The following is a 20,788-nucleotide window of genomic DNA, read 5'->3' as shown; positions in this document are numbered from 1 at the left end:
CACTTCATATGATACGTTCGGTTATTAGTAAATTTTTGTTGGCTACAGCACTCGTTCTGAGTGCATTAACGTTTAGTCAGGCGCAGGAACCCGGTCACGAGGGCGAAGTTCCGGGCAAAAAAGGTAAGTTCAATGTGGGCGAAATGATCATGCACCACATTAAAGATGAGCATGGCTGGGAGTTGGCGCATGGCGTCACGATCCCCCTTCCGGTGATTCTGTACTCAGCCGACCGGGGGCTGGAACTGTTCTCATCGTCGCGGCTGGCGCACGATCAAATTTACAACGGCTATAAGCAGGAACACGGCAAAATTCACCGGGTCGATGCGGCTGGGAAGGAAGTGGAAGGCGCTAAAGTGTATGACTTTTCCATTACCAAAAACGTGGCTTCACTGCTGTTGAGCGCTATTATCCTGCTGACGCTGTTTCCCGCCGTTAGCCGGGGTTACGCTCGTAACAAAGGCAAAGCGCCCACCGGTATTCAATCATTTCTGGAGCCGATTATCCTGTTCGTGCGCGACGAAATCGCCAAACCCAGCATTGGTCCCAAGTACGTTAAGTATCTGCCCTATTTGTTGACGTTGTTCTTCTTTATTTTAGTCAACAACTTGCTGGGCCTGTTGCCGGGGGCGGCCAACCTGACGGGCAACATCACCGTAACGCTGGTGCTTGCTGTCATTACGTTTTTCATTGTATCGTTCAGCGGTAACAAGCATTACTGGATGCACATCGTTAAGCCGACGGGGGTGCCACTTTTGTTGCTGCCAATCATGATTCCAGTTGAGATTGTGGGCGTGTTCATGAAGCCGCTGTCGCTGATGATTCGATTATTCGCCAACATCACGGCGGGCCACATCATCATTCTGAGTCTGCTGGGTCTGATATTCATGGCCAACAACATGGGTGGTGCCATGACGAGCGTAGCCATCAGTCCCGTAGTGCTGTTTTTCACCCTGTTTTTAAATCTTATCGAACTGCTGGTGGCGTTCTTGCAGGCGTTCATTTTCACGCTGCTAACGGCCATGTACATCGGTAGTGCCGTAGAAGACAACCACGAAGCCGATCATGGCATTGGCGGTCACGAAACGACCTCCGAGTTAGGGTAGGGCAGTTGGTGAGTTAGTCAGGTGCTGACGTAAAAGTTACTCACTAACTAATCGACCCGTTAACTGACTGACTGATAATCACTTTGCAATCTTTTGTTTCGTTTCACTAATAAATCTGTTTGAAGTTTATGTTCGCAATGTTGTTTGCTTTGTTGCTGGAAGCTACGGGTAGTGTAGCTGTCATGGGTGCCGCTATTGGCGCTGGTTTAGCCGCTATCGGTGCTGGTTTGGGTATTGGTCGGATTGGTGGCAGCGCGATGGAAGGTATCGCCCGTCAGCCCGAAGCCGCTGGTCGTATTCAAACCGCCATGCTGATTATTGCGGCTCTCATCGAGGCCGTTGCGTTGTTCGCAGCCGTTATCTGTCTGCTGGTTGCTACGGCTTAATTGCCGTAGCTGTATCAGCAGCGCCAATGTTGAGTAGGCTGACTACAATAGGTGTCGGCTCCACTACTCGCTGATGTATCAGGAAAATGCCCACCCGGTTAGGGGTTGCCGACGGGTGGGCATTTTCAAACAAAAGATTGACAAAAACTTGTGTTTATGTTTGTGAGTGTGTCCGTGTTTAGAGCAACAAGCACAAACAATGAAACACTAACGCACTCAAATACTTACTAATTTATACGCATGGACTTACTTACTCCCGATCTTGGTCTGTTGTTCTGGCAGGTGGTGGTGTTCCTCGGCCTGTTCCTGATTCTTCGCGCGTTTGCCTGGAAACCCATTGCAAACAGTTTGCACGAACGCGAAAATAATATTCAAAGTGCGCTTGATCTGGCCGAAAAGACGCGCGTCGAAATGACCGCGCTGAAGGCCGATAACGAAAAGCTGCTGGTTCAGGCCCGTTCTGAGCGGGACACCATTCTGCGCGGTGCCAAAGAAATAGCCGATAAAATGGTGGCCGATTCACGCGACAAAGCCGCAGCCGAAGGGCAGCGGATGCTGGAGCAGGCTCGCGAATCGATGCAGAACGAGCGGCAGGCACTGGTTGCCCAAATGAAAAAAGAGGTCGTTACACTCTCGCTGGAGATTGCCGAGAAGGTGCTGCGTAAAGAACTCAGTGACAAATCAGCCCAGGAAAAATTAGTTTCTGACCTGGTGTCGAACTCACGCTTAAACTAACCGATTATGGCAATTGCAACAGTAGCCGGTCGGTATGCCAAATCATTGCTGGATCTGGCCAAGGAGCAGGGTATCGCCGAGACGATGTACACCGACATGAAGTTTGTGAAGCAGACGCTGGCTCAAAACCGGCAGTTTGCGCTGATTTTGAAGAATCCTATTGTGCGAGCCGAGAAGAAGAATGCGGTGATGAAAGCCGTTTTCGCCAGCCGGTTGAACAAACTGACGATGTCGTTTTTCCAGATCATCGCCAACAAGAATCGCGAAGCCATCATCGACGCCGTTGCCGAACAGTTTGTCATTCAGTACGAGCGTCTGAAAGGCGTTGAACGGGCAACGATCATCACGACCATGCCGCTGACCGATGCACTGCGTGAGCAGTTTAAAGCCATCGTTATGAAAAATACGAACGGCAAATCGGTTGAGCTGGACGAGAAGATCGATCCGAAACTGGTTGGCGGTTATATTCTGCGCGTTGGTGATCAGCAGATCGACGGCTCAATTCGCAGTCAGCTAAACGAAATTCGCCTACAGTTTCTGAATTAATCTAAAAATCATAGACTCACAAGAAGAGCCGCTCTTAGCTAAGGGTGGCTCTTCTTGTGAATTATAGTTAAGCTAATCAGACAGGAGTGTAATGCCTTCATAAATGGCATCCATCGACAACGTCATGTCTAATTGTGGAAGATCAAATTTGCGGTCTTCAAAAAACCGAATAAACTCAACCGCTACCACCACTTTTCATATCCTGTGGCCGGTTTCCAGGTTGACTTTGGCTCAAAATGACGCCATAAAATTGCTGACACGTTTCGCAGCAGCGTGAATCCTTCATTGGTACGTTCCCAACTCTCGTCTTGCTGGTTTTTGGTCATCACGCAGTACACGTACTCACCGTGGGGCGCGTGAATCAGTACCACCTCCGACCGCGACCGGTTAACGGCTCCATTTTTAGAGGCTGTTTTCACATCGGGCGGCAACTGCGACAAACCGTCGTTATCCCAATATTGACGCCCCAGGTTCCGGTACATTTCGTCGCTGGCACCGGGGCTGACGGCGCGGCCCTGCCGGATGTAGGTCAGCAGGTCGGTCAGTTCGCGGGGCGTCGTTTGTCCCCAGCCATATTGTTTCTGGTTAACCGCGCGGCCCGGCGTCCGGGAGTTTACCCGCGTCTGGTGGAAGCCGTTCACGTCGAGCCACTGATTAATGGCCGCGCCACCCCCGGCCAGCGCCTGACACCATAAACTACCCGTGTTGTCGCTGACGGTTTCCATGAGCATAACCACTTCGCTGAGTGGAATTTTAGCCCCGTTCTTCAGGGAGCCGACAATGCCGTCGTCGTAATGCAGCGAGTCGTTATATACCAACTCCTGACCGTACGTCAGTTCGCCCCGGTTGATTCTGTCGAACAGCCTGCATTGAATTGGAATCTTGATGGTGCTGGCCGTTGGAAAAAGCGTGTCGGCGTTGATGGCAACGGTTTTGCCGGTGCGCAGGTTACGGACATAAATTCCCACATCACCCCGGAACCCCGCCAGTGTCGCCCGAAGCTGACGGTCAAGTTTACGATCAATTTTTGTCGATTGACCATAAGATAGTACGCAATGAACACAAATGAACAGGCAGATAAGGAAGCGCATCAGAATTGACAGGATTTGACTAATTTGACATGAGTGCGGGAAAAATGCTCCCGTTCGTAGAATCGGACGGTGTCAGTACGGATTTGGTTGGTGGTAACTTCCAACTGCACGAGGTCCTCCCGATGGGCCAGTGCGTCGAGAGTGGCAATGAGCTGGGAGCCAATGCGCTGGTTGCGAAGATCTGGCCTGATGTATAACTCCTGAATTTCGCCGACTTTGCCGGTATGGTGCAGCAGGTACTGAATATGATAGCTCACAAACCCAACAACCCTCTCGTCCCGTTCGGCAACGAGGTAATGAATCATTGGATTTGTTACATTCTTCCGGAAAATGGCCCGGAAGCAGCTACGATCTAACATGGTCTTTTCGAGGTCGCACAGGAATCCGTAAACCACGTCTACGTCACCTTGGCGGGCGGGTCGAACAAGTACTGATGGAGTAGATTGAGGGGCCACGGTGGTTCTGGTAAGGATTTAGCGGACGGATAAGCGAAACAGGCGTCGATGCAAACCGGCAACCCGTAGCGGGTCCCGAATATAATCACTTTCCCGTATGAAGACTTTACACGTACTCAATGGAGAGGCAACGGCTCACCAATTTACAGGCGCTGGCTTACCCGGTGACGTGGTAATCTGGCGCGAAATGCTGTCCGAGGGTCCGTTGCTGGCTTCGCCCCAAAATGACGAGGAACTGTGGACACTGCGCCGAAACTGGTTGATGGCACAGTTCGGTGATCGCCTGCAAGAGGACACGTACGAAGAAAAAGTAGTCGCTGAGTTCGCCCGAATTTGCCGCTACGCCGAGTATGATGAAGTCATTTTCTGGTTTGAACATGACCTGTTCTGTCAAATTAATCTGGTTTTTCTGCTGGCCTGCTTTGCCCGCGTCGATTTGGGCCAAACGGTGTTGAAACAAGTCTCCATCAATCAGTTTGCCGGTATCAGCAATTTCAAAGGGTTAGGGCAGTTGACGGGTGTTCAGTTAGCCACGCTCTATCCACAGGCTGAACCGTTAACGGTTTATGAACTGACGTTGGTAGTTCGGGTGTGGAAAGCCTACGCCACCCCGGACGCAGCAGCGCTGACTGAACTGCTTACTGAAAACTTTGGCCGGTTACGCTATCTGCGGGTGGCTCTGCTGGCGCACGTAGCCCGTCTACAGATTGGAACTAACGGCTTGCCACTGATCGAAAACCAGCTTCTTACCCTTATTCAAACGTCCCCCAAAACGACGCAGCAGGTAGTGACTGAGTGGCTGGCCAATGACCATATTTACGGTTTGGGAGACCGGAGTATCGAAAATTACATTGCTCAATTGATCCGGCAAGGGCTTGTTCAGGAGACGGATGGCTTTCTAACCGATGTTGTCGATTGAATAGACAACAAAAATTTTTGTCAACTCCCATAAAAATAATGTGAAAATATGGTCTACAAATGCAACTGGTATGCCCCTCATTCCGCCGTTGAGCGTAGCTGCTTAGCCGTGATTTTTAGCTTATTCATAACCGCATTTAACGGGCTGGCCCAACCGGCATCGGTCACAAAGCGCGTTTTCAATCCCCCGGCAACGCCCTTGCTGACCGTCGATCCGTACACGAGCGTCTGGTCGTTCGGCGACCAGCTCAACGGCGATGCCACGCGCCACTGGACGGGACAGGCCCAGCAGTTGAATGGTCTGATTCGGGTAGACGGAAAACCGTTTCGATTTATGGGAAAGCCGTCGATCATGGGCGAAACCATTGTTCCCACGGCGGAGCGACAGGCGTATCAGGCCCGCTTCGTGACCGATAAACCCACGTCTGACGCGTGGACCAGCCCTGCCTTCGACGATAGCCAATGGACCGTTGGCGAAGGAACGTTCGGGAGCCGAACCGGCGATCACACTAAATGGACTACCCCTGATATTTACGTCAGAAGAACCGTTATGCTCGACCGGGTGCCCCAGGGGTCGTTGCTGGTGAATGCTATCCAAAACGACAACTACGAACTGTTTATCAATGGCGAACTGGTGGCTAACGCTGCAGGGGTGTCGCCCACGTATCGGCTAACGCCAACGCACCGCAGTGCGTCCGATTTGCTCCGAAAAGGTAAAAACATAATTGCTTTTCACAGCCAAAATCTCTCAGGGCCAGGTTTTGTCGATCTGGGTTTGGTTGAAGAGCAGTTGCTGAACGAGACGGTTGCCGTTCAAACCGGGCGGCAGATGACCGCTACCCAGTCGACGTATACGTTTGCCGCCGGGGGCGTTGACCTGACGGTTACATTCATGGCTCCGTTATTAATGGACAACCTGACGGCCTTGTCGCGGCCGGTGCAGTACATCAGCTACCGCGTTCGGGCTACGGATGGCAAAGCCCATGACGTGCAACTCTACACGGACGTATCCGCCGAACTGGCCGTTAACTCACCCGACCAGTTGGTGACGTGGCAACGCGGCCGAACCGAACCGGCCCGCACCGGCTCGTCGGCGGGACCGAAACTTGACTACATGCGGGTGGGCACGGTGGAGCAGAAAGTACTGGGCCGAAAAGGGGACGACGTTCGAATCGACTGGGGCCAGTTGTACGTAGCGTCAGCGGTAGAAGCAGGCACCAGCCGACGGATTGGTTCGCTGCTGAGTGCCCGAAATCAGTTCGAACGGGAAGGCCGCGTAACCGACCTGCACGCCCGAATGCCCCGAATGGTGAGTGATAGTTTGCCCGTGCTGGCTACCAGTATGGAACTGGGCAAGATAACGGGCAACGCGGTTGAGCGGCACCTGCTGATTGGCTACGACGACGTGAAATCGGTTGAGTATTTTGGTCAGCCGCTCAATGCCTGGTGGCGTCAGGCTGGCGGTGCCGCGAACGGCAAACAGCCCGGTACGCTGGTGAGTATTGAACAGGCGCTGCAGGATGCCGAAACGGATTATGCCAAACTCAAAATTGACTGCGACGCCTTCGACAAAAAACTGTATGCCGATGCGCTTGCGGCTGGTGGAGCCGATTATGCTAATTTGTGCGTGCTGAGCTATCGGCAAGCCATTGCCGCCCACAAACTCGTTATCAGCAAACCTGCTGCATCGGAGCGGACGTCACAACCTCAGAGCGCGGATCAGTCGGCTTTACCCATCTTCTTTTTCTCGAAGGAGAATTTCTCGAACGGTTCCATCGGCACGGTCGACATTACCTACCCATCGGCTCCGCTGTTTCTGCTGTATAATCCGCTGTTGCTGAAAGGGATGATGGAGCCGATTTTTCAGTATTCCGAAAGCGGCCGGTGGACCAAGCCCTTTGCCGCGCACGACGTTGGCACGTACCCAATTGCCAATGGGCAAACCTACGGCGAGGATATGCCCGTGGAAGAGTCTGGTAATATGCTGATTTTAACGGCTGCCATTGCGGCCGTGGAGGGCAACGCCAACTACGCCAAACAGCACTGGCCAACACTGACGATCTGGACGGATTACCTGATCAAAAACGGATTCGACCCAACCAACCAACTCTGTACCGACGATTTTGCCGGTCACATTGCCCGCAATGCCAATCTGTCTATCAAAGCAATTATGGGTATTGCCAGCTACGGCTACTTAGCGGGTCGGATGGGCGACAAGGTCCGGGAGAAAGAGTACACCGAGATGGCCCGCGACCTGGCCCGCAAATGGATGAAATTAGCCGAGGACAAGTCGGCCGGAGAAGGTCGTCATTACACGCTGACTTTTGAAAACCCCGGCACCTGGAGCCAGAAGTACAACTTAGTCTGGGATAAACTGCTGGGATTGAACATTTTTCCGGTTGAAGTAGCCCAAACCGAAATCGCCTATTACCTGACCAAACAGCAGCCATTTGGTTTGCCCTTAGACAGCCGCAAGACGTATACCAAATCGGATTGGATCGTGTGGACGGCGACCTTAGCTGACCGTCCGGCCGACTTTGAGGCCCTGATTGCGCCCGTCCTGAAGTACGTCAACGAAAGCCCCGACCGGGTGCCGCTCAACGACTGGCACGAAACGACCGACGGCCGGAAGGTTGGCTTTCAGGCCCGTTCGGTAGTAGGTGGGTATTATATCAAAATGCTGGAGAAGAAATTGAGGAAATAGCGTTCGTCGTGTTCCCAACGCTAAAGCGGTGGGCTGATAGTCCGGCATTCGCAAGCCCATTATCAGCCCACCGCTTTAGCGTTGGGAACCCAATATCAAAACCCCTGCAAGGCATCTGATTCATACACGTGCCTGCCCGTAAGCCCCTGCTGCGCAGTTGTCAGCATGGCGCTGGCGACCTTAGCCGCTTCAATGCCTTTGTACTTTGCCGGGATAAGCGGACTGAATAACCGCATGGCGCCCTCGGCCAACCGCTCGCCGAGCCGGTTCTCGTTCCGGTTACCCAGCAGTAGTGAAGGGCGAAAAATGAGCAGCGTTGGAAATCCCATCGCCATCAGGTCACGTTCGACTTCGCCTTTTACCCGGTTGTAGAAAAACGACGATTCCGGGTCGGCACCCATCGCCGTGACGATAGCGAATTGAGTGACCCCATTGTCCAGACCCAACCGCGCGATGTCCATCGGGTACTGGTAATCCACTTTTCGGAAAGCTTCCTTCGATCCCGCTTTTTTCATCGTTGTGCCGAGGCAGCAAAAAATGTCGTCGGCCTGCGCAATCAATCCGTTTGGTCGGTCGAAGTCAAACACTACTTCCTGCAAACGAGGGTGCTGCCAGGTCAAGGGATTGCGTACCAATACTTTAACATTCGCATAGTGTGAAGACGCTATGAGTTGACGAGTGAGTAAATCGCCGATGAGACCCGTTGCGCCAAGAACTAACGCTGTTTTATGGGTAGATGCAGTCATAGCCAAGTGGGTATTTTCGCTAATTTAGTCGCTCCGTTTATAACCGAAGGACCTCTACCTCAAATTCTATTCTATGCGTTGGGCATCTCAGTGGATCACGGGCCTGTTTTTAGTCGTCGGTGCCGGATTTTTAGCTTCTTTCCAGTCACACGACGATGAATTTGTCAAGCAGTTAATCGACCGGTTACAGGCGTATAACGAGCAGCGGCCAACCGAAAAAGTGTACCTGCATACTGACCGGGAGACGTACCTCACCGGTGAAACAATCTGGATGAAAGGCTACCTGTTCAATGGGAGCAGCCATGCCGCTGACACCGTTAGCCGGGTGGTGTACGTGGATCTGGTCGACCCGGTTGCCCGCCGGGTCCGGCTTCGGGCGCAGTTCCGGGCAACGGACAGTTATGCGCCCGGCCAGTTGATTTTGCCGGATTCGGTGCCCGCCGGAACCTACCAGCTTCGGGCTTATACCAACTTCATGCGTAATGAACCGGAGACTTATTTCTTCACGAAAACACTGACGGTGCTGCGCCCGGCGGGTACCGAGCCGACCGGCAGCGCAGCCCAGACTGCCCCCCGCCAGCCCGACGTACAGTTTTTACCCGAAGGTGGTCAGTTAGTTGAAGGGCTGGATGGGCGCGTGGCGTTCAAAGCGGTAAGTTCATCGGGCCGATCTGTTGATGTATCCGGTTTTGTGCTGGATGCTAAGAAAGATACGGTTTCTGGTTTCGCCAGTCTGCACGCAGGCATGGGTTATTTTGCCTTCAAACCCGAAGCTGGGCAAACCTACACGGCTTTTGTGCGGCTCGCTGGTGGTGGCGTGGCCCCATACCCAATGCCCACCGTGCAGGCGCAGGGCGTGGTGATGCAGGTGGACAATTTGAGCAACAAAGACAATCTCCGGGTATACCTGCGTCATAACAAACCGGTTTCTCCAACCTCCGGAGCGCCGGTCGCGACCATGACCCTCGTGGCTCATACACGGGGCGTGCTGGTGGAGGCTGCCAAAGTGCCGCTGACCAAAAATTCGGCCGTGGTACAACTGCCAAAGGCCCAGTTTCCGGAGGGTGTTGCTCAACTGACCCTGTTCGACGAAACGGCTAAGCCGATTTGTGAGCGGCTGGTGTTCGTCAACAAAAATGAGCAGCTCAACATCGCGCTCTCATCCACCGAAACGACGTATAAAAACCGGGAGAAAGTCGATCTGACAGTCACAACGACCGACGCGGCCGGTAAGCCCGTTCCCGCTAACCTGTCGCTGTCGGCGGTGGATGCGCGACTAACCCCCGAAGCCGACTCGAACGGGGCAACCATCACCTCGCATCTGCTGCTCTCCTCGGACCTGACCGGCACCATCGAGCAGCCGGGTTATTACTTCGACCCTGCCCGCAAAAACCGCGTTCAGCACCTCGATCTGCTCCTGATGACCCAGGGCTGGCGACGGTTTGCCTGGGCCGACGTACTGGCGGGGACGATTCCGCCCATTAAATATCCCCTCGAACAGGGCCTTTCGCTGACGGGCCGGGTGGTGCGTCCCAACCAGAAAGACATTGGCGGCAAGGTGAAGCTAACGTTTGTGCTGGCCCGGCGCGACAGTGCCGGAAAGGACGCTGGGCGTGATTTTCTGGCTGGCGAAACCGATGAACGCGGCAATTATGCAGCCTATGACCTTGACTTCACCGACACCACGACCGTCCTGATTCAGGGTACGAAGGGCAAGGCGAACCGCGATCTGGTCGTCACCCTCGATCAGTTGCTGACCCCAACCGTCACCATCGCGCGGGTTCCGTATAATCCATTCGAGTTCCGGCGCGACGAATTAGCCGAGTTTATCCGGCGGACGAATGAGTACTTAGAGATTGAGCGGCAAATCCGGCGCAATGGGGAGGTGCTGCTGCAAAGTGTGACGGTGCGGGCAAAACGAACCCCGGAGCGGGACTCGCGCGTGATTTATGGCCAGCCCGATGCCACGGTCAAGTTCGACCAGAACAGCACCGTCGGACGGATGACCGTTCTGGACGTGATTCAGGGGCGTGTAGCGGGGGTGCAGGTGACCGGTTCGGGAATGAGCGCACGGGTGCAGATTCGGGGCGCTGCTAACTTCTCGGGCGCTATTGAACCCCTGTTCGTTGTGGATGGAATGCCCATGGACTTGCAGGGGGTTATGGGAATATCAGTGCAGGACGTGGATCGGGTCGATGTGCTCAAAGGGGCGTCGGCGGCCATCTACGGGTCGCGCGGGGGTGGGGGCGTTATCTCCGTGCTGACCAAGCGGGGTTCGCCAAACTATGATCTGGCTAAGGAAGCCGCCCCCGGTACGCTGATTGCTAAACTGCCCGGCTACGCACCGCTGCGCGAATTTTACGCCCCACGTTACGATGTAAAGAATGAAGTGGCCGACCGTCGCCCCGACTACCGGGCTACGCTGTTCTGGTCGCCAATGATCCGAACCGGGGCCGATGGCAAAGCGACGGTGTCGTTTTTTACCTCCGATGCTAAAACCACGTTGCGTATTCAGGCTGAAGGCGCTACCGCGACGGGTATGCCGGGTGTGGGGCGGCAGATGGTGGGCGTAGACTAATGCAATGTTGATGATCCGGTAGTATTCCAGACCCGTACTTATACAGTACTTACTTTTCAACGCGATACGATGAAAATTTCCCTTTTACTGCTGACGGGCTTGGTCGCTACGGCGCTCGTCCCAGTCCTGGCCCAGCCGACGTACCCCACCATTGGCCAGATTGTGCGCGTTGATCCGCGTTTGGATAAGCTCGTTCCCAAAGACGCCCAAATTGAGGTACTGGCCAGCGGGTTCACTTGGTCCGAAGGGCCGGTTTGGGTGAAGCAGGGGAACTACCTCCTGTTTTCCGACGTGCCCCAGAACACCATTTTTCGGTGGACGGAGAAAGACGGGCTTTCCCCCTTTCTGAAACCGTCGGGCTACACGGGGGTGGCACCCTACGGCGACGAGCCTGGTTCCAACGGCCTGACCATCGACCGGCAGGGGCGACTGATTGCCTGCGAACACGGCGACCGGCGCGTAACGGCCATGCCCCTGAGTGGGAATGGTGGCGGCAAGAAAACCCTCGCCGATAATTACAATGGTAAGCGGTTCAACAGCCCCAACGATGTGGTAGTGCATTCGGATGGCAGCTATTACTTCACTGATCCACCGTACGGTCTGCCCAAAAAAGAGACCGATCCCACCCGCGAAATCGACGGGTTCGGCGTCTATCGCATCGCTCCCAATGGCACTGTATCTGTCATCACTAACGAGTTGACCCGCCCGAATGGTGTTGCCCTTTCGCCCGATGAGAAAGTCTTATATGTCGCCCAGTCGGACGGGGCCAATCCGGTTGTTATGGCCTACTCACTTCAAGCCGATGGCTCGGCGGGCAAGGGGCGCGTTGTTTTTGGTCCTGAGGGAATGAAGAAACAAAGCTTGACCGGCGGCTTCGATGGTATGAAGGTGGACCGCAATGGCAACTTGTGGGTTACCGGAGCTAATGGCGTACTGGTGCTCTCGCCAACGGGTGAGTTCCTGGGCCACCTGAAAACCGGCGTCGCTACAGCCAATTGCGCTTGGGGCGACGATGGCTCCACGCTCTACATCACGGCCGATATGTACCTCTGCCGGGTGAAGACAACGGCACGGGGGTGGTGATATTTAATGATGAATTATGAATGATAAATGGACCATAACTGAGCGGCATTTATCATTCATAATTCATCATTCCCTTTGCTTATCTTTGGGTTGATTTACTAATCGGAGCTTGGTTTAGGGGGTTATTCTCATCATGTTAGAGAATCGGAAGTGGGTTATCATTGGTGTTTTTTGCCTCGTCGGAGTAGCATACCTGACCCGGTTGTTTTATTTGCAGGTGCTCGACGATACGTACTCACTGGGTGCGTCGAAGAATTCAATCAAGCGGGTCGTGGAGATACCGTACCGGGGGCAGATTTACGACCGGAACAACAAACTCCTCGTTTACAATACGCCCGTCTACGATCTGTACGTAACGCCGAAACAAGTCAAAATTCCCGATACGACGGCTTTTTGCCGAATGATGAACATCACTCAATCGGAGTTTGACAGCATCATGGGGCTGGCCAAAAATTATTCAGCCCTTAAGCCCTCGCTGTTTCTGCGGCAGTTGTCCAAAGAAGATTTCGCCCGGATTCAGGATGCGCTGGTCGACTACCGGGGCTTTGAACCGGTAATTAGTGCCATGCGCACCTACCCGGCCCACACCATGGCCAACGCCCTGGGTTACGTCAGCGAAATCAGCAAAAAGCAACTCGAAAATCAGGATCTTCCCTATTACCGGCAGGGCGACTACGTGGGTCATAATGGACTGGAGGAGCAGTACGAGGATCAACTGCGCGGCAAGCGCGGGGTGAAGTTCATGATGCAGAACGTGCGGGGCGTGAACAAAGGCTCGTGGAAAAACGGCGCCTTCGATACGCTGGCCGTGGCGGGTCAAAACCTCATTACGGGTATCGACGTGGAGATACAGCAGTACGCCGACAGCCTGATGATCAACAAGGTTGGCTCGGTGGTGGCGGTAGAGCCGGAAACGGGTGAGATACTGGTGTCGGTTTCGGCTCCAACCTATGACCCGAACCTGCTGTCGAGCCGATTTTTCTCCAAGAACTACCGGGCGCTGATTAAGAATCCCTACAAGCCGCTCATCAACCGGCCCATTATGGCCAGCTATCGCCCCGGCTCCACGTTTAAACTGATTCAGGCATTGATTGCGCAGCAGGAAGGTTCCCTGCATCCGGGCATGGTGTACGGGCACGGTGGAACGCCCGTGCGGTGCCACTGCCACGGCGGACAAAATCTGCGGGGCGCGGTGCAGTACTCCTGCAACCCGTATTTCTACAGCGTGTTCCGCCGGTTTATCTACTACAATGGCGAACCCAACACGTTCAAAGCATCGGCGATTGGGATGCGCCGGTGGCACGAAATGGTCGAGAAGTTTGGCATTGGACAGCGGCTCGGTGTCGATTTGCCCAGCGAACTGAAGGGTAATTTGCCCACTGTCGATGATTACGACAGAATGTACCGGGGGCAGTATCGCTGGAAGTTTTCAAATGTTTATTCGTTGAGCATTGGCGAGGGCGAACTGCTCATTAGTCCGCTGAAGTTAGTCAACTTAGCCGCTACGATTGCCAACCGGGGGTACTACATCACGCCCCACTACATCCGGGGATTTGGCAAACCGGGCGCAGGCGTCCCGGCTCAGTACCTTCAGCGGCACGAAACCGGCATTGACCGGCAGTATTACCTGCCGGTGATCGACGGAATGCGCGGGGCCGTTGTGCACGGTACGGTGACGCCCTTGGCCAATATTGCGGGAACGGAACTTTGTGGCAAAACGGGAACCTCGCAGAACGCCAAGCGGGGCCACAAGTTCGATCACTCGATTTTCGTTGGGTTCGCGCCGATGAACAACCCCAAAATTGCCATTGCCGTGTTCGTAGAAAACGCGGGCTGGGGTGGCAACGCGGCTGCATCAGTGGCTGCACTGGTGGTTGAGCGCTACCTGAAGCGGAAAACCGAAGCTGCCCGCTTAGATGCAAAAATAAAAGCGGCCAACTACTTGCCGCCGGTGGGTATGCAGGCCCGGCTAAAGTCCCGCGTTCAGCCCCGAAAAGAGTCTCCCAAAAAAGACTCCGTTCTTAAGCCACTCATGACCGCCACTAAGCCGAAGCCCATTGTGGTGCCCGGCGTGAGCGGAAACTGATAACCAGTTCGTGGTTTGTAGTTTGTAATTGGCTGACGCGTAAGCCTTCAGGCGTCAGCCAACTACAAACTACAAACCACGAACCACAAACTACGTTTGATGTCCCGTAACGACCCCTTTTCTCAAGACATTGACTGGCTCACGCTGGTGCTCTATTTTGGCTGTATTACCATGGGCTGGCTCAACGTGTATGCCGCCGTCTACAGCCCCGAAGACCACACCAGCCTGTTCGACATGACCACCAATGCCGGGAAGCAGATGATGTGGATTGGCACAACCGTGATCTTAGTTATCTGTATCTTAGTCATCAACCATAAGTTTTTCGATTCGTTCGCCTACCTCATTTACGCGTTCATGATCCTGATGCTGATTTTAGTGTTGTTTTTGGGTACCAACATCAATGGGTCGCGATCCTGGTTTAAGTTCGGTGGACTATCCATTCAGCCCGCCGAGTTTGCCAAAGTTGCCACGGCGCTGGCCTTAGCCAAATATCTGGATGTGCCGGGCATGAACCTCATCAAACAAAAAGACCTGCTCCGCATTGGGGGTATCATTCTGCTGCCCTGTATTCTTATTCTGGCCTCCAACGAAACCGGTTCAACGCTGGTGTTTGCTTCGTTCGTAATCATGCTTTACCGCGAAGGACTGCCCGGCTGGATTCCGGCGGTGGGCATCACCATGGCGGCATTACTCATTCTGGCGCTGGTTTTTCCTATCTTGTACATCTTTGCGGGGGTTGTTATGCTATTCGGCATTGTCGTACTGCTGATGCCGCGCTACAACCGCACTACCAGCAACCTTGTGTCGATGGGTCTGATTGGGGTGGGCATGATGGTAATTGTGGCGGGGGTCGATTTTTTCGTAAACAACGTCCTCCAAAAGCACCAGCGCAACCGCATCAAAGTCCTCGTCGATCCCACCATCGACCCGCTGGGCGTGGGCTGGAACGTAACCCAGGCCAAAATCGCCATTGGGTCGGGGCGGCTCCAGGGAAAGGGTTTTCTGGAAGGCACCCAAACGAAGTTCGACTTCGTGCCGGAGCAAAGCACCGACTTCATTTTCTGCACCATTGGCGAGGAGCACGGCTTCATCGGCAGCTTTGTCGTTATTGGGCTGTTCATCGGTCTGTTGTCGCGCATTGTGATTCTGGCCGAAAAGCAGCGCAGCAAGTTTGCCAGAATATATGGCTACTGCGTGGCCGGAATCATCTTTTTCCACGTTATGGTCAACATCGGCATGACCATTGGCCTGATGCCCGTGATCGGGATTCCGCTGCCCTTTTTCTCCTACGGCGGCTCGTCGCTCTGGTCCTTTTCGATCCTGCTGTTTATTTTCCTCAAACTCGACTCCCGCCGAACGGCCCTGATGCGTAGGTGAAGTAGGTATGGGCAAGGACCGTGTCATACGGTTGTCGGTTTAATGCAAGTGTATTTATATAGCAAATCAGCTCTATCAATTATGCATAATTACAGGAAGTCGATCCCGGTGCTTCTCAAAATTCTGCTTTATGTGATTTTGGTAGGGTTATATATTATCAACCCATTGGGTAAGGACCTCCCAAACAAAGGGTTATTGATCTTTCCTTACGCCGTAATTGGTCTTATATCCTTTTGGAACATAAAGCTATTTTACGGCTTGTGGTCGGTAGCCAGTGTAGCGCTTGTTGTGTATTATTTCGTCGCGTAGAAATGGTTTAAAAATTTCCCCTAATAGGACTAAAAATAGTTACCATTGCCAGAAACTATAACTTCATTTATGACTCTTTCCCACTAATACGATAGCAGCTGTAAAATTTAACCAGTGGAGGTATAAGCGTGCAAACGAGACTTCCACGACTCTCATTTACGGTTTCAACTTAAATCTCTTGACTCAACAAGTGCCCGCCCAAACGCGGTTTTTTGTGCTCGAAAAATTGTTGCCGAAAAATTCTGGTAACCCGTGCAACCTCCGCCGGGCGTTCTGACATCTTCCTGTCAAACAACGCAGGGAAACGATTAGCGCTGATCGACACCTTCAAATTTCACACATCATAAATTTGACAACCGTCATGAAAGCTATACAACACCTTCTTACCTCGGCCCTGATCGTTGCGTCGGCCGTTTCGTTTGCTCAAACGACCATCACCATCACGCAGGATTCCACGACCCGCACTGTTCAACCCAGTAAAGCCATCGAGCGTGTTGTCAGCGACTTTAGTATCTACGTTGGGTTCACCAATTTCGGTGGGTCTTTGCCCAGCAGCTACGACTTCCGGCCCATCGGCTCCCGGTTTGTGGCGCTGGCCTGGCAGAAACGCATTCCGCTGTCCGTGAGCGGAGCCACCAAATTGCGGTTGACAACTGGTCCCGAGATTGCCTGGAATAATTTCATGTTTACGGACCGGAACAAATTAACCGAGCAGAATAATCAGCTCGTTGTTGAAGCGGCTGACGTCGATCTGCGCAAATCCAAATTGGTGACAACCCAATTCAACCTGCCGGTGATCCTGAACGTGGCGTTCAAATCGGGTTTGACACTGGGCGTGGGAGCCTACGCCGGAATGCGGTTAGACAGCTACACAAAAGAGAAACCCGAAGGGGGCCGGGCCGTTCGGACGCACGGATCATATAACCTGAGCCCAATTCGCTGGGGCCTGACCACCGAACTTGGCTTCCGGGGCAGTGCCAAGCTGTTTGGCCGCTATGAACCGGGCAGTCCTTTTCGGGCGGGGCAGGGGCCGGACGCCAGTGTGTGGGCCGTGGGACTGAAACTGTAAGTCTTGTTTTGAAAAAACCGGCTTATCGATTGCGGCCTCTCACTGGTTCAGCCTTCGATAAGCCGGTAAAAGGATTCCCGGTGGGTATCACCGATGGGGATAACGGCTTTGCCGATGTAAATTCGGTTACGCTCGATGGATTCGATGCGGCTCAGTGCCACGATGTACGACTTATGAACCCGCACAAACTGGTTAGCCGGTAGCTTCTCCTCCATCGTTTTCATCGTTTGCAGGGCCAGGATCCGGTCCGTCGGTGTATAAATGGATACGTAATCCTTCAGGCCTTCGCAGTATAGAAAATCGGTCAAGCCAACGCGTTGCAGGCGATACTCGGTCTTGACAAAAATAAAATCCTTCGGTGCGTCGGGGGGCGGCATTGCCGAAAGGCCAACTGTCGGTTCTGTAGTCGGTGCCGGTGGCGGGTCACCGGCCTGGCTGAGGGGAAATAACTTTTGCACCGCTTTGTAAAACCGCTCGAACGAGACGGGTTTGAGCAGATAGTCGACCACATCGTGTTCATAGCCCTCCAGCGCGTATTCGGAATACGCCGTTGTCAGAATAACCCGGCATTGAGAACCGCCCACACCCCGCCGGGCTAAACTCATGAATTGCATGCCGGTCAGTTCGGGCATTTGAATATCCAGAAATACCAGATCTACCTCGCCCCGCTGCACCCGCGTGAGGGCGTCGATGGGGCTGGTGGTGGCACCGACGAGTTCGAGAAACGGCACCTTGCGAATGTAATCGCTCAGGATGGCGTGGGCCAGAGGTTCATCGTCAACAATCAGGCAGCGCATGGACGTAGGAGAGTGGTGGGTTACAAACTCAATTCCAGCGAACAGGCGTAGCTGTCCGGCTCATCGGTAATTCGCAGGGTGTGCCGGTTTGGATAAAGCAACGCCAGCCGACGACGAACGTTGGCTAACCCAATACCACCAACAGCGTCGGTGTGGCGGCTCGTTTTCTTGTTCAGCGTATCGAAACGCAGGCTGCCATTCCGCACGCTCAGGTCAATCACTAATGGCTGGCTGGCATCGGTCAGGTCGCCGTGTTTGAAGGCGTTTTCCACGAAGGATACGAGTAGCAGGGGTTCAATGCGAAACAAATCGGTATTGCCCTCGACGCTGAATTGAACGTGGGCATTGACTACCCGCAGCTTTTCTAACTCGACAAAATTTTCCAAGTACGTCACCTCCTTCGAGAGCGGCACACGGGCTGGGCTACCCGCAGCGCCGGACTGCTCGGTGCTGTTACTATCGTAGAGCATGTAGCGCATCAGTTCCGACAGTTTCAGAATGGCCCCCGGTGCCGCGTCGGACTTAGTGTAGGCCAGCGCGTAGATGTTGTTGAGTGTGTTGAACAGGAAATGGGGATTCACCTGCGACTTCAGAAAGGCCAGTTCGGCCGTGTTGCGTTCGCTAACGAGGGCCATGCGTTCCTGCTGATGTACGAACCAGTCTTCAATGATTTTGAAAATTAGTCCAATCAGCACGAGTGGAATGGCAAAGTAGAGGTTATCCTTCACAAAGAAGGAAAATGGTGTTCCGTCGAAGTAATTGTGAATACCGAAGAAGTGGAGCATCAATATTTCGTCAACTAAGTAGCGGAGGCCGATGTAGAAAGCCACGCAACCCAGCCCGCCCAGAATGGCCCAGCCGTATTTTTTCCGGGCGAACAACGGGTTTAGCACAATAACGTGCGTCAGGTAGATTGTCAGCCACTGGTAGATGATGTTCAGCAGGCCAAACTGCCAATAGATCTGGCCCGAGTCCCGGTGGCGGGCTACGTCGAGGGTTAGGTATAGCAGCAGGCCGCCGAGGTACAGCAGAGTACGGGTGCGATTTTTCATGGATCAAAGAAACAAAGTTGATGAGCCGGATGGCAAATCGGTTCGACCAACGCCCCGTTTCAGCCGACGAACGGGTCGGTGGTCAGGCATCGGCGTTGGTCGGCCTGAAATCGGGTTAGCCGAGGTGTTGGGCGGGTTGGTCGAATAGGGTTGGCGAGGGCAGGAGCGAGGGACACTTTTGACCCATCAATCACGCAAAAACCCCTGCAATCATGAAAACGCTCCTCGCTTCCCTACTGCTGTTAACCATCCCGTTCACCAGTCCTGCTCAGACCAAAACCACCGGTCAGCCACTCGACATACTACTGATCGGCGCATCGCACGACTACGGCAAAGCGCCCGTTGAGCAGTTCGATTACCCGCTCGGTAAAGCCCTCGCATTCCGGCCCGACGCGGTGTTCAGCGAAGATCTCTCGCCCGAAGACTACGACGCTCTGGCCGACTACTGGAACAAAAAGGCCGTGGAAAAACGAATTGCTTACATTAAGCGTCACGCGTATCCAGCGCCCAAAAATCCAGATAAGTTTATTCAGCAGACCTACCAGCTTCTGCGGGAGCACCCAAACCAGCATCAGGACCGCATGAAGCTGGCCCGTGCGCTCTTTCTGCAGCATGATTTTGGCAACGACCGCTACCAGCTTTACCGGCTCAATCAGGTCCAACCCGCCTTTGGTTCTGAAGAACGCGCGGCTTACCGAACCATCCTTGGCGAACCTGATTCACTGTACCGCTCCCGGTCCAGCGAGTACCACAACATCTTCTTCCCGCTGATGGATAAGCTGAATCAGGACCGGATTCTACCCATGGACTGTCAGCAGTATGATTTACAGTGGCAGGCGGCCTGGAATAGTGCAGACTCCCTCTATCGCCGGTGGGAAACGGGCTTTGAAGCCGATACCAATTCGGTCGATGCCCGGCGGTACGCTACCCTGATGAACCGGATGAACGAATTAACGAAGCAGGAAAAACAGGCTGAAAAAGACGGAACTCAGACTCAGTTCATGAACGGACCAGAGGGCGATGCGTTTCTCAATATAGCTAATTTCTACGGTGCCGAGCGTCTGTTCGGAGCAGCTAACTTCCCCGAAAAAGAGTTGTCGGCCATGCTCCATTTCTGGCAGTTGCGCAACGAAGGCATGTGCCGCAACCTCGTGAGCCGTGCCCGGTTGGCGGGTGCTAACCGAGTGGTTGTCGGGGTCGGGGCCAATCACCGGAAGATAATGGTCGACATCCTGCGGACGATGCCCAACGTGACCGTCTACACGCTGAACGAGTACCAGCCATGAAAGCGCTTAACCAGCTCCTGGCCAAAGCGCTGATTACTACCTCAGCCGTTTTGCTCCCCCAAACGACCATTACGGGGAATGGCTCCAATAAAATACTGCTAACTGATTCTTCAACTGTAAGCCGGAACGGGTTCATGGACGAGCGGTTAGCCAGTACAGCAAGTAGTACAACGCAACCCCGGCTACCCGCGTTGCTACAGTCATCTTCCGATCCGGCCTGGTTATGGCTGTGGGTGTTTGTGCTGAGGCCCGACTGGGTGGCTGTGTGAAGCGGGCCTGACAAATGGCAACGCAATTATTATTCAGGCAATGCAACGTTGATTACGCCGTCTGCATCTTTCTGTTACCATAGGTATCAAATGCACTAATCATCCACTCAAATCCGCTTATACCGCCGTTCAGACCGCTTGTGTAAGATAAGGTACTTTGTGATGCCCACTACCTACTTTTGCCATGTACTAAAG

General features: G+C 53.7%; 19 protein-coding genes. 14 read left to right on the top strand and 5 right to left on the bottom strand.

The genetic code is table 11. The features are described from left to right. Positions 1 to 8 precede the first annotated feature (8 nt). The 4 genes from atpB to atpH all read left to right on the top strand — a co-directional run bounded on the left by atpB (position 9) and on the right by atpH (position 2,773). Positions 9 to 1,106, top strand: coding sequence for a F0F1 ATP synthase subunit A (gene atpB, locus ACYVHB_RS07655; RefSeq protein WP_461051112.1), 1,098 nt, complete (start codon positions 9 to 11; stop codon positions 1,104 to 1,106). A gap of 137 nt (positions 1,107 to 1,243) precedes the next feature. Continuing rightward, on the top strand, positions 1,244 to 1,492 hold the full coding sequence (gene atpE, locus ACYVHB_RS07650) for an ATP synthase F0 subunit C (RefSeq protein WP_461051535.1): 249 nt from the start codon (positions 1,244 to 1,246) through the stop codon (positions 1,490 to 1,492). Between the two features lie 240 nt (positions 1,493 to 1,732). Further along, the gene (locus tag ACYVHB_RS07645; protein ID WP_461051111.1) at positions 1,733 to 2,227 is read left to right on the top strand and encodes a F0F1 ATP synthase subunit B; all 495 of its coding nucleotides are present in this window, start codon (positions 1,733 to 1,735) and stop codon (positions 2,225 to 2,227) included. A 6-nt stretch (positions 2,228 to 2,233) separates the two neighbouring features. Further along, positions 2,234 to 2,773 (top strand): ATP synthase F1 subunit delta, encoded by a 540-nt coding sequence (gene atpH / locus ACYVHB_RS07640; RefSeq protein WP_461051110.1) that lies wholly within the window; start codon positions 2,234 to 2,236, stop codon positions 2,771 to 2,773. A gap of 182 nt (positions 2,774 to 2,955) precedes the next feature. Here atpH and ACYVHB_RS07635 read toward each other — a convergent pair whose 3' ends face one another. Then, positions 2,956 to 3,864, bottom strand: a complete 909-nt coding sequence (locus tag ACYVHB_RS07635; protein WP_461051109.1) for a serine hydrolase — start codon at positions 3,862 to 3,864, stop codon at positions 2,956 to 2,958. After that, the gene (locus tag ACYVHB_RS07630) at positions 3,864 to 4,319 is read right to left on the bottom strand and encodes a GNAT family N-acetyltransferase (protein ID WP_461051108.1); all 456 of its coding nucleotides are present in this window, start codon (positions 4,317 to 4,319) and stop codon (positions 3,864 to 3,866) included. Before ACYVHB_RS07630 ends, ACYVHB_RS07635 begins: the two co-directional genes overlap by 1 nt. Before the next feature lie 97 nt (positions 4,320 to 4,416). On the opposite strand from ACYVHB_RS07630, the gene ACYVHB_RS07625 reads away from it, so the two are divergent. Together ACYVHB_RS07625 and ACYVHB_RS07620 are read left to right on the top strand one after the other, a co-directional pair. Further along, positions 4,417 to 5,238, top strand: coding sequence for a DUF1835 domain-containing protein (locus ACYVHB_RS07625; protein ID WP_461051107.1), 822 nt, complete (start codon positions 4,417 to 4,419; stop codon positions 5,236 to 5,238). 48 nt (positions 5,239 to 5,286) lie between these two features. Continuing rightward, complete coding sequence (locus ACYVHB_RS07620) at positions 5,287 to 7,941, top strand: glutaminase family protein (protein WP_461051106.1); 2,655 nt, start codon at positions 5,287 to 5,289, stop codon at positions 7,939 to 7,941. A gap of 95 nt (positions 7,942 to 8,036) precedes the next feature. Here ACYVHB_RS07620 and ACYVHB_RS07615 read toward each other — a convergent pair whose 3' ends face one another. Further along, positions 8,037 to 8,687 (bottom strand): oxidoreductase, encoded by a 651-nt coding sequence (locus tag ACYVHB_RS07615; protein WP_461051105.1) that lies wholly within the window; start codon positions 8,685 to 8,687, stop codon positions 8,037 to 8,039. Positions 8,688 to 8,760: 73 nt separating this feature from the next. On the opposite strand from ACYVHB_RS07615, the gene ACYVHB_RS07610 reads away from it, so the two are divergent. The 5 genes from ACYVHB_RS07610 (at position 8,761) to ACYVHB_RS07590 (ending at position 17,189) form a co-directional block, all read left to right on the top strand. Beyond that, the gene (locus ACYVHB_RS07610) at positions 8,761 to 11,265 is read left to right on the top strand and encodes a TonB-dependent receptor plug domain-containing protein (RefSeq protein ID WP_461051104.1); all 2,505 of its coding nucleotides are present in this window, start codon (positions 8,761 to 8,763) and stop codon (positions 11,263 to 11,265) included. 69 nt (positions 11,266 to 11,334) lie between these two features. After that, positions 11,335 to 12,348, top strand: a complete 1,014-nt coding sequence (locus ACYVHB_RS07605; protein ID WP_461051103.1) for an SMP-30/gluconolactonase/LRE family protein — start codon at positions 11,335 to 11,337, stop codon at positions 12,346 to 12,348. A 133-nt stretch (positions 12,349 to 12,481) separates the two neighbouring features. After that, positions 12,482 to 14,434: a peptidoglycan D,D-transpeptidase FtsI family protein gene (locus ACYVHB_RS07600; RefSeq protein WP_461051102.1), complete on the top strand. Its 1,953-nt coding sequence runs from the start codon at positions 12,482 to 12,484 to the stop codon at positions 14,432 to 14,434. A 99-nt stretch (positions 14,435 to 14,533) separates the two neighbouring features. Then, the gene (gene rodA / locus ACYVHB_RS07595; RefSeq protein ID WP_461051101.1) at positions 14,534 to 15,811 is read left to right on the top strand and encodes a rod shape-determining protein RodA; all 1,278 of its coding nucleotides are present in this window, start codon (positions 14,534 to 14,536) and stop codon (positions 15,809 to 15,811) included. A 670-nt stretch (positions 15,812 to 16,481) separates the two neighbouring features. Further along, entirely contained in the window at positions 16,482 to 17,189 is a 708-nt protein-coding gene (locus ACYVHB_RS07590) for a porin family protein (RefSeq protein ID WP_461051100.1), read from the top strand. A 47-nt stretch (positions 17,190 to 17,236) separates the two neighbouring features. On the opposite strand, the gene ACYVHB_RS07585 is transcribed toward ACYVHB_RS07590, so the two are convergent. Both ACYVHB_RS07585 and ACYVHB_RS07580 read right to left on the bottom strand, forming a co-directional pair. Beyond that, positions 17,237 to 17,986: a LytR/AlgR family response regulator transcription factor gene (locus ACYVHB_RS07585; protein WP_461051099.1), complete on the bottom strand. Its 750-nt coding sequence runs from the start codon at positions 17,984 to 17,986 to the stop codon at positions 17,237 to 17,239. A 20-nt stretch (positions 17,987 to 18,006) separates the two neighbouring features. Further along, positions 18,007 to 19,038, bottom strand: coding sequence for a sensor histidine kinase (locus tag ACYVHB_RS07580; protein WP_461051098.1), 1,032 nt, complete (start codon positions 19,036 to 19,038; stop codon positions 18,007 to 18,009). Between ACYVHB_RS07580 and ACYVHB_RS07575 the strand changes: the two genes are divergently transcribed. The 3 genes from ACYVHB_RS07575 to ACYVHB_RS07565 all read left to right on the top strand — a co-directional run bounded on the left by ACYVHB_RS07575 (position 19,037) and on the right by ACYVHB_RS07565 (position 20,593). Continuing rightward, positions 19,037 to 19,186 (top strand): hypothetical protein, encoded by a 150-nt coding sequence (locus ACYVHB_RS07575; RefSeq protein WP_461051097.1) that lies wholly within the window; start codon positions 19,037 to 19,039, stop codon positions 19,184 to 19,186. The two genes, ACYVHB_RS07580 and ACYVHB_RS07575, sit on opposite strands and share 2 nt — an antisense overlap. A gap of 64 nt (positions 19,187 to 19,250) precedes the next feature. Further along, a complete protein-coding gene (locus ACYVHB_RS07570; protein ID WP_461051096.1) occupies positions 19,251 to 20,324 on the top strand; it encodes a DUF5694 domain-containing protein in 1,074 nt (357 codons plus the stop codon). Continuing rightward, complete coding sequence (locus ACYVHB_RS07565; RefSeq protein WP_461051095.1) at positions 20,321 to 20,593, top strand: hypothetical protein; 273 nt, start codon at positions 20,321 to 20,323, stop codon at positions 20,591 to 20,593. Before ACYVHB_RS07570 ends, ACYVHB_RS07565 begins: the two co-directional genes overlap by 4 nt. Positions 20,594 to 20,788: the final 195 nt, after the last annotated feature.

This window comes from Spirosoma arcticum (assembly GCF_054779955.1).
This window is presented reverse-complemented; position numbering and strand designations above follow the sequence as displayed.

Coding starts and splice junctions, on each gene's coding strand:
- ACYVHB_RS07625 (WP_461051107.1), top strand. CDS start 4,417: ATGAAGACTTTACACGTACTCAATGGAGAGGCAACGGCTCACCAATTT.
- ACYVHB_RS07620 (WP_461051106.1), top strand. CDS start 5,287: ATGGTCTACAAATGCAACTGGTATGCCCCTCATTCCGCCGTTGAGCGT.
- ACYVHB_RS07565 (WP_461051095.1), top strand. CDS start 20,321: ATGAAAGCGCTTAACCAGCTCCTGGCCAAAGCGCTGATTACTACCTCA.
- atpH (WP_461051110.1), top strand. CDS start 2,234: ATGGCAATTGCAACAGTAGCCGGTCGGTATGCCAAATCATTGCTGGAT.
- rodA (WP_461051101.1), top strand. CDS start 14,534: ATGTCCCGTAACGACCCCTTTTCTCAAGACATTGACTGGCTCACGCTG.
- ACYVHB_RS07610 (WP_461051104.1), top strand. CDS start 8,761: ATGCGTTGGGCATCTCAGTGGATCACGGGCCTGTTTTTAGTCGTCGGT.
- ACYVHB_RS07590 (WP_461051100.1), top strand. CDS start 16,482: ATGAAAGCTATACAACACCTTCTTACCTCGGCCCTGATCGTTGCGTCG.
- ACYVHB_RS07585 (WP_461051099.1), bottom strand. CDS start 17,986: ATGCGCTGCCTGATTGTTGACGATGAACCTCTGGCCCACGCCATCCTG.
- ACYVHB_RS07570 (WP_461051096.1), top strand. CDS start 19,251: ATGAAAACGCTCCTCGCTTCCCTACTGCTGTTAACCATCCCGTTCACC.
- ACYVHB_RS07600 (WP_461051102.1), top strand. CDS start 12,482: ATGTTAGAGAATCGGAAGTGGGTTATCATTGGTGTTTTTTGCCTCGTC.
- ACYVHB_RS07615 (WP_461051105.1), bottom strand. CDS start 8,687: ATGACTGCATCTACCCATAAAACAGCGTTAGTTCTTGGCGCAACGGGT.
- ACYVHB_RS07635 (WP_461051109.1), bottom strand. CDS start 3,864: ATGCGCTTCCTTATCTGCCTGTTCATTTGTGTTCATTGCGTACTATCT.
- ACYVHB_RS07580 (WP_461051098.1), bottom strand. CDS start 19,038: ATGAAAAATCGCACCCGTACTCTGCTGTACCTCGGCGGCCTGCTGCTA.
- ACYVHB_RS07645 (WP_461051111.1), top strand. CDS start 1,733: ATGGACTTACTTACTCCCGATCTTGGTCTGTTGTTCTGGCAGGTGGTG.
- ACYVHB_RS07605 (WP_461051103.1), top strand. CDS start 11,335: ATGAAAATTTCCCTTTTACTGCTGACGGGCTTGGTCGCTACGGCGCTC.
- atpE (WP_461051535.1), top strand. CDS start 1,244: ATGTTGTTTGCTTTGTTGCTGGAAGCTACGGGTAGTGTAGCTGTCATG.
- atpB (WP_461051112.1), top strand. CDS start 9: ATGATACGTTCGGTTATTAGTAAATTTTTGTTGGCTACAGCACTCGTT.
- ACYVHB_RS07575 (WP_461051097.1), top strand. CDS start 19,037: ATGGATCAAAGAAACAAAGTTGATGAGCCGGATGGCAAATCGGTTCGA.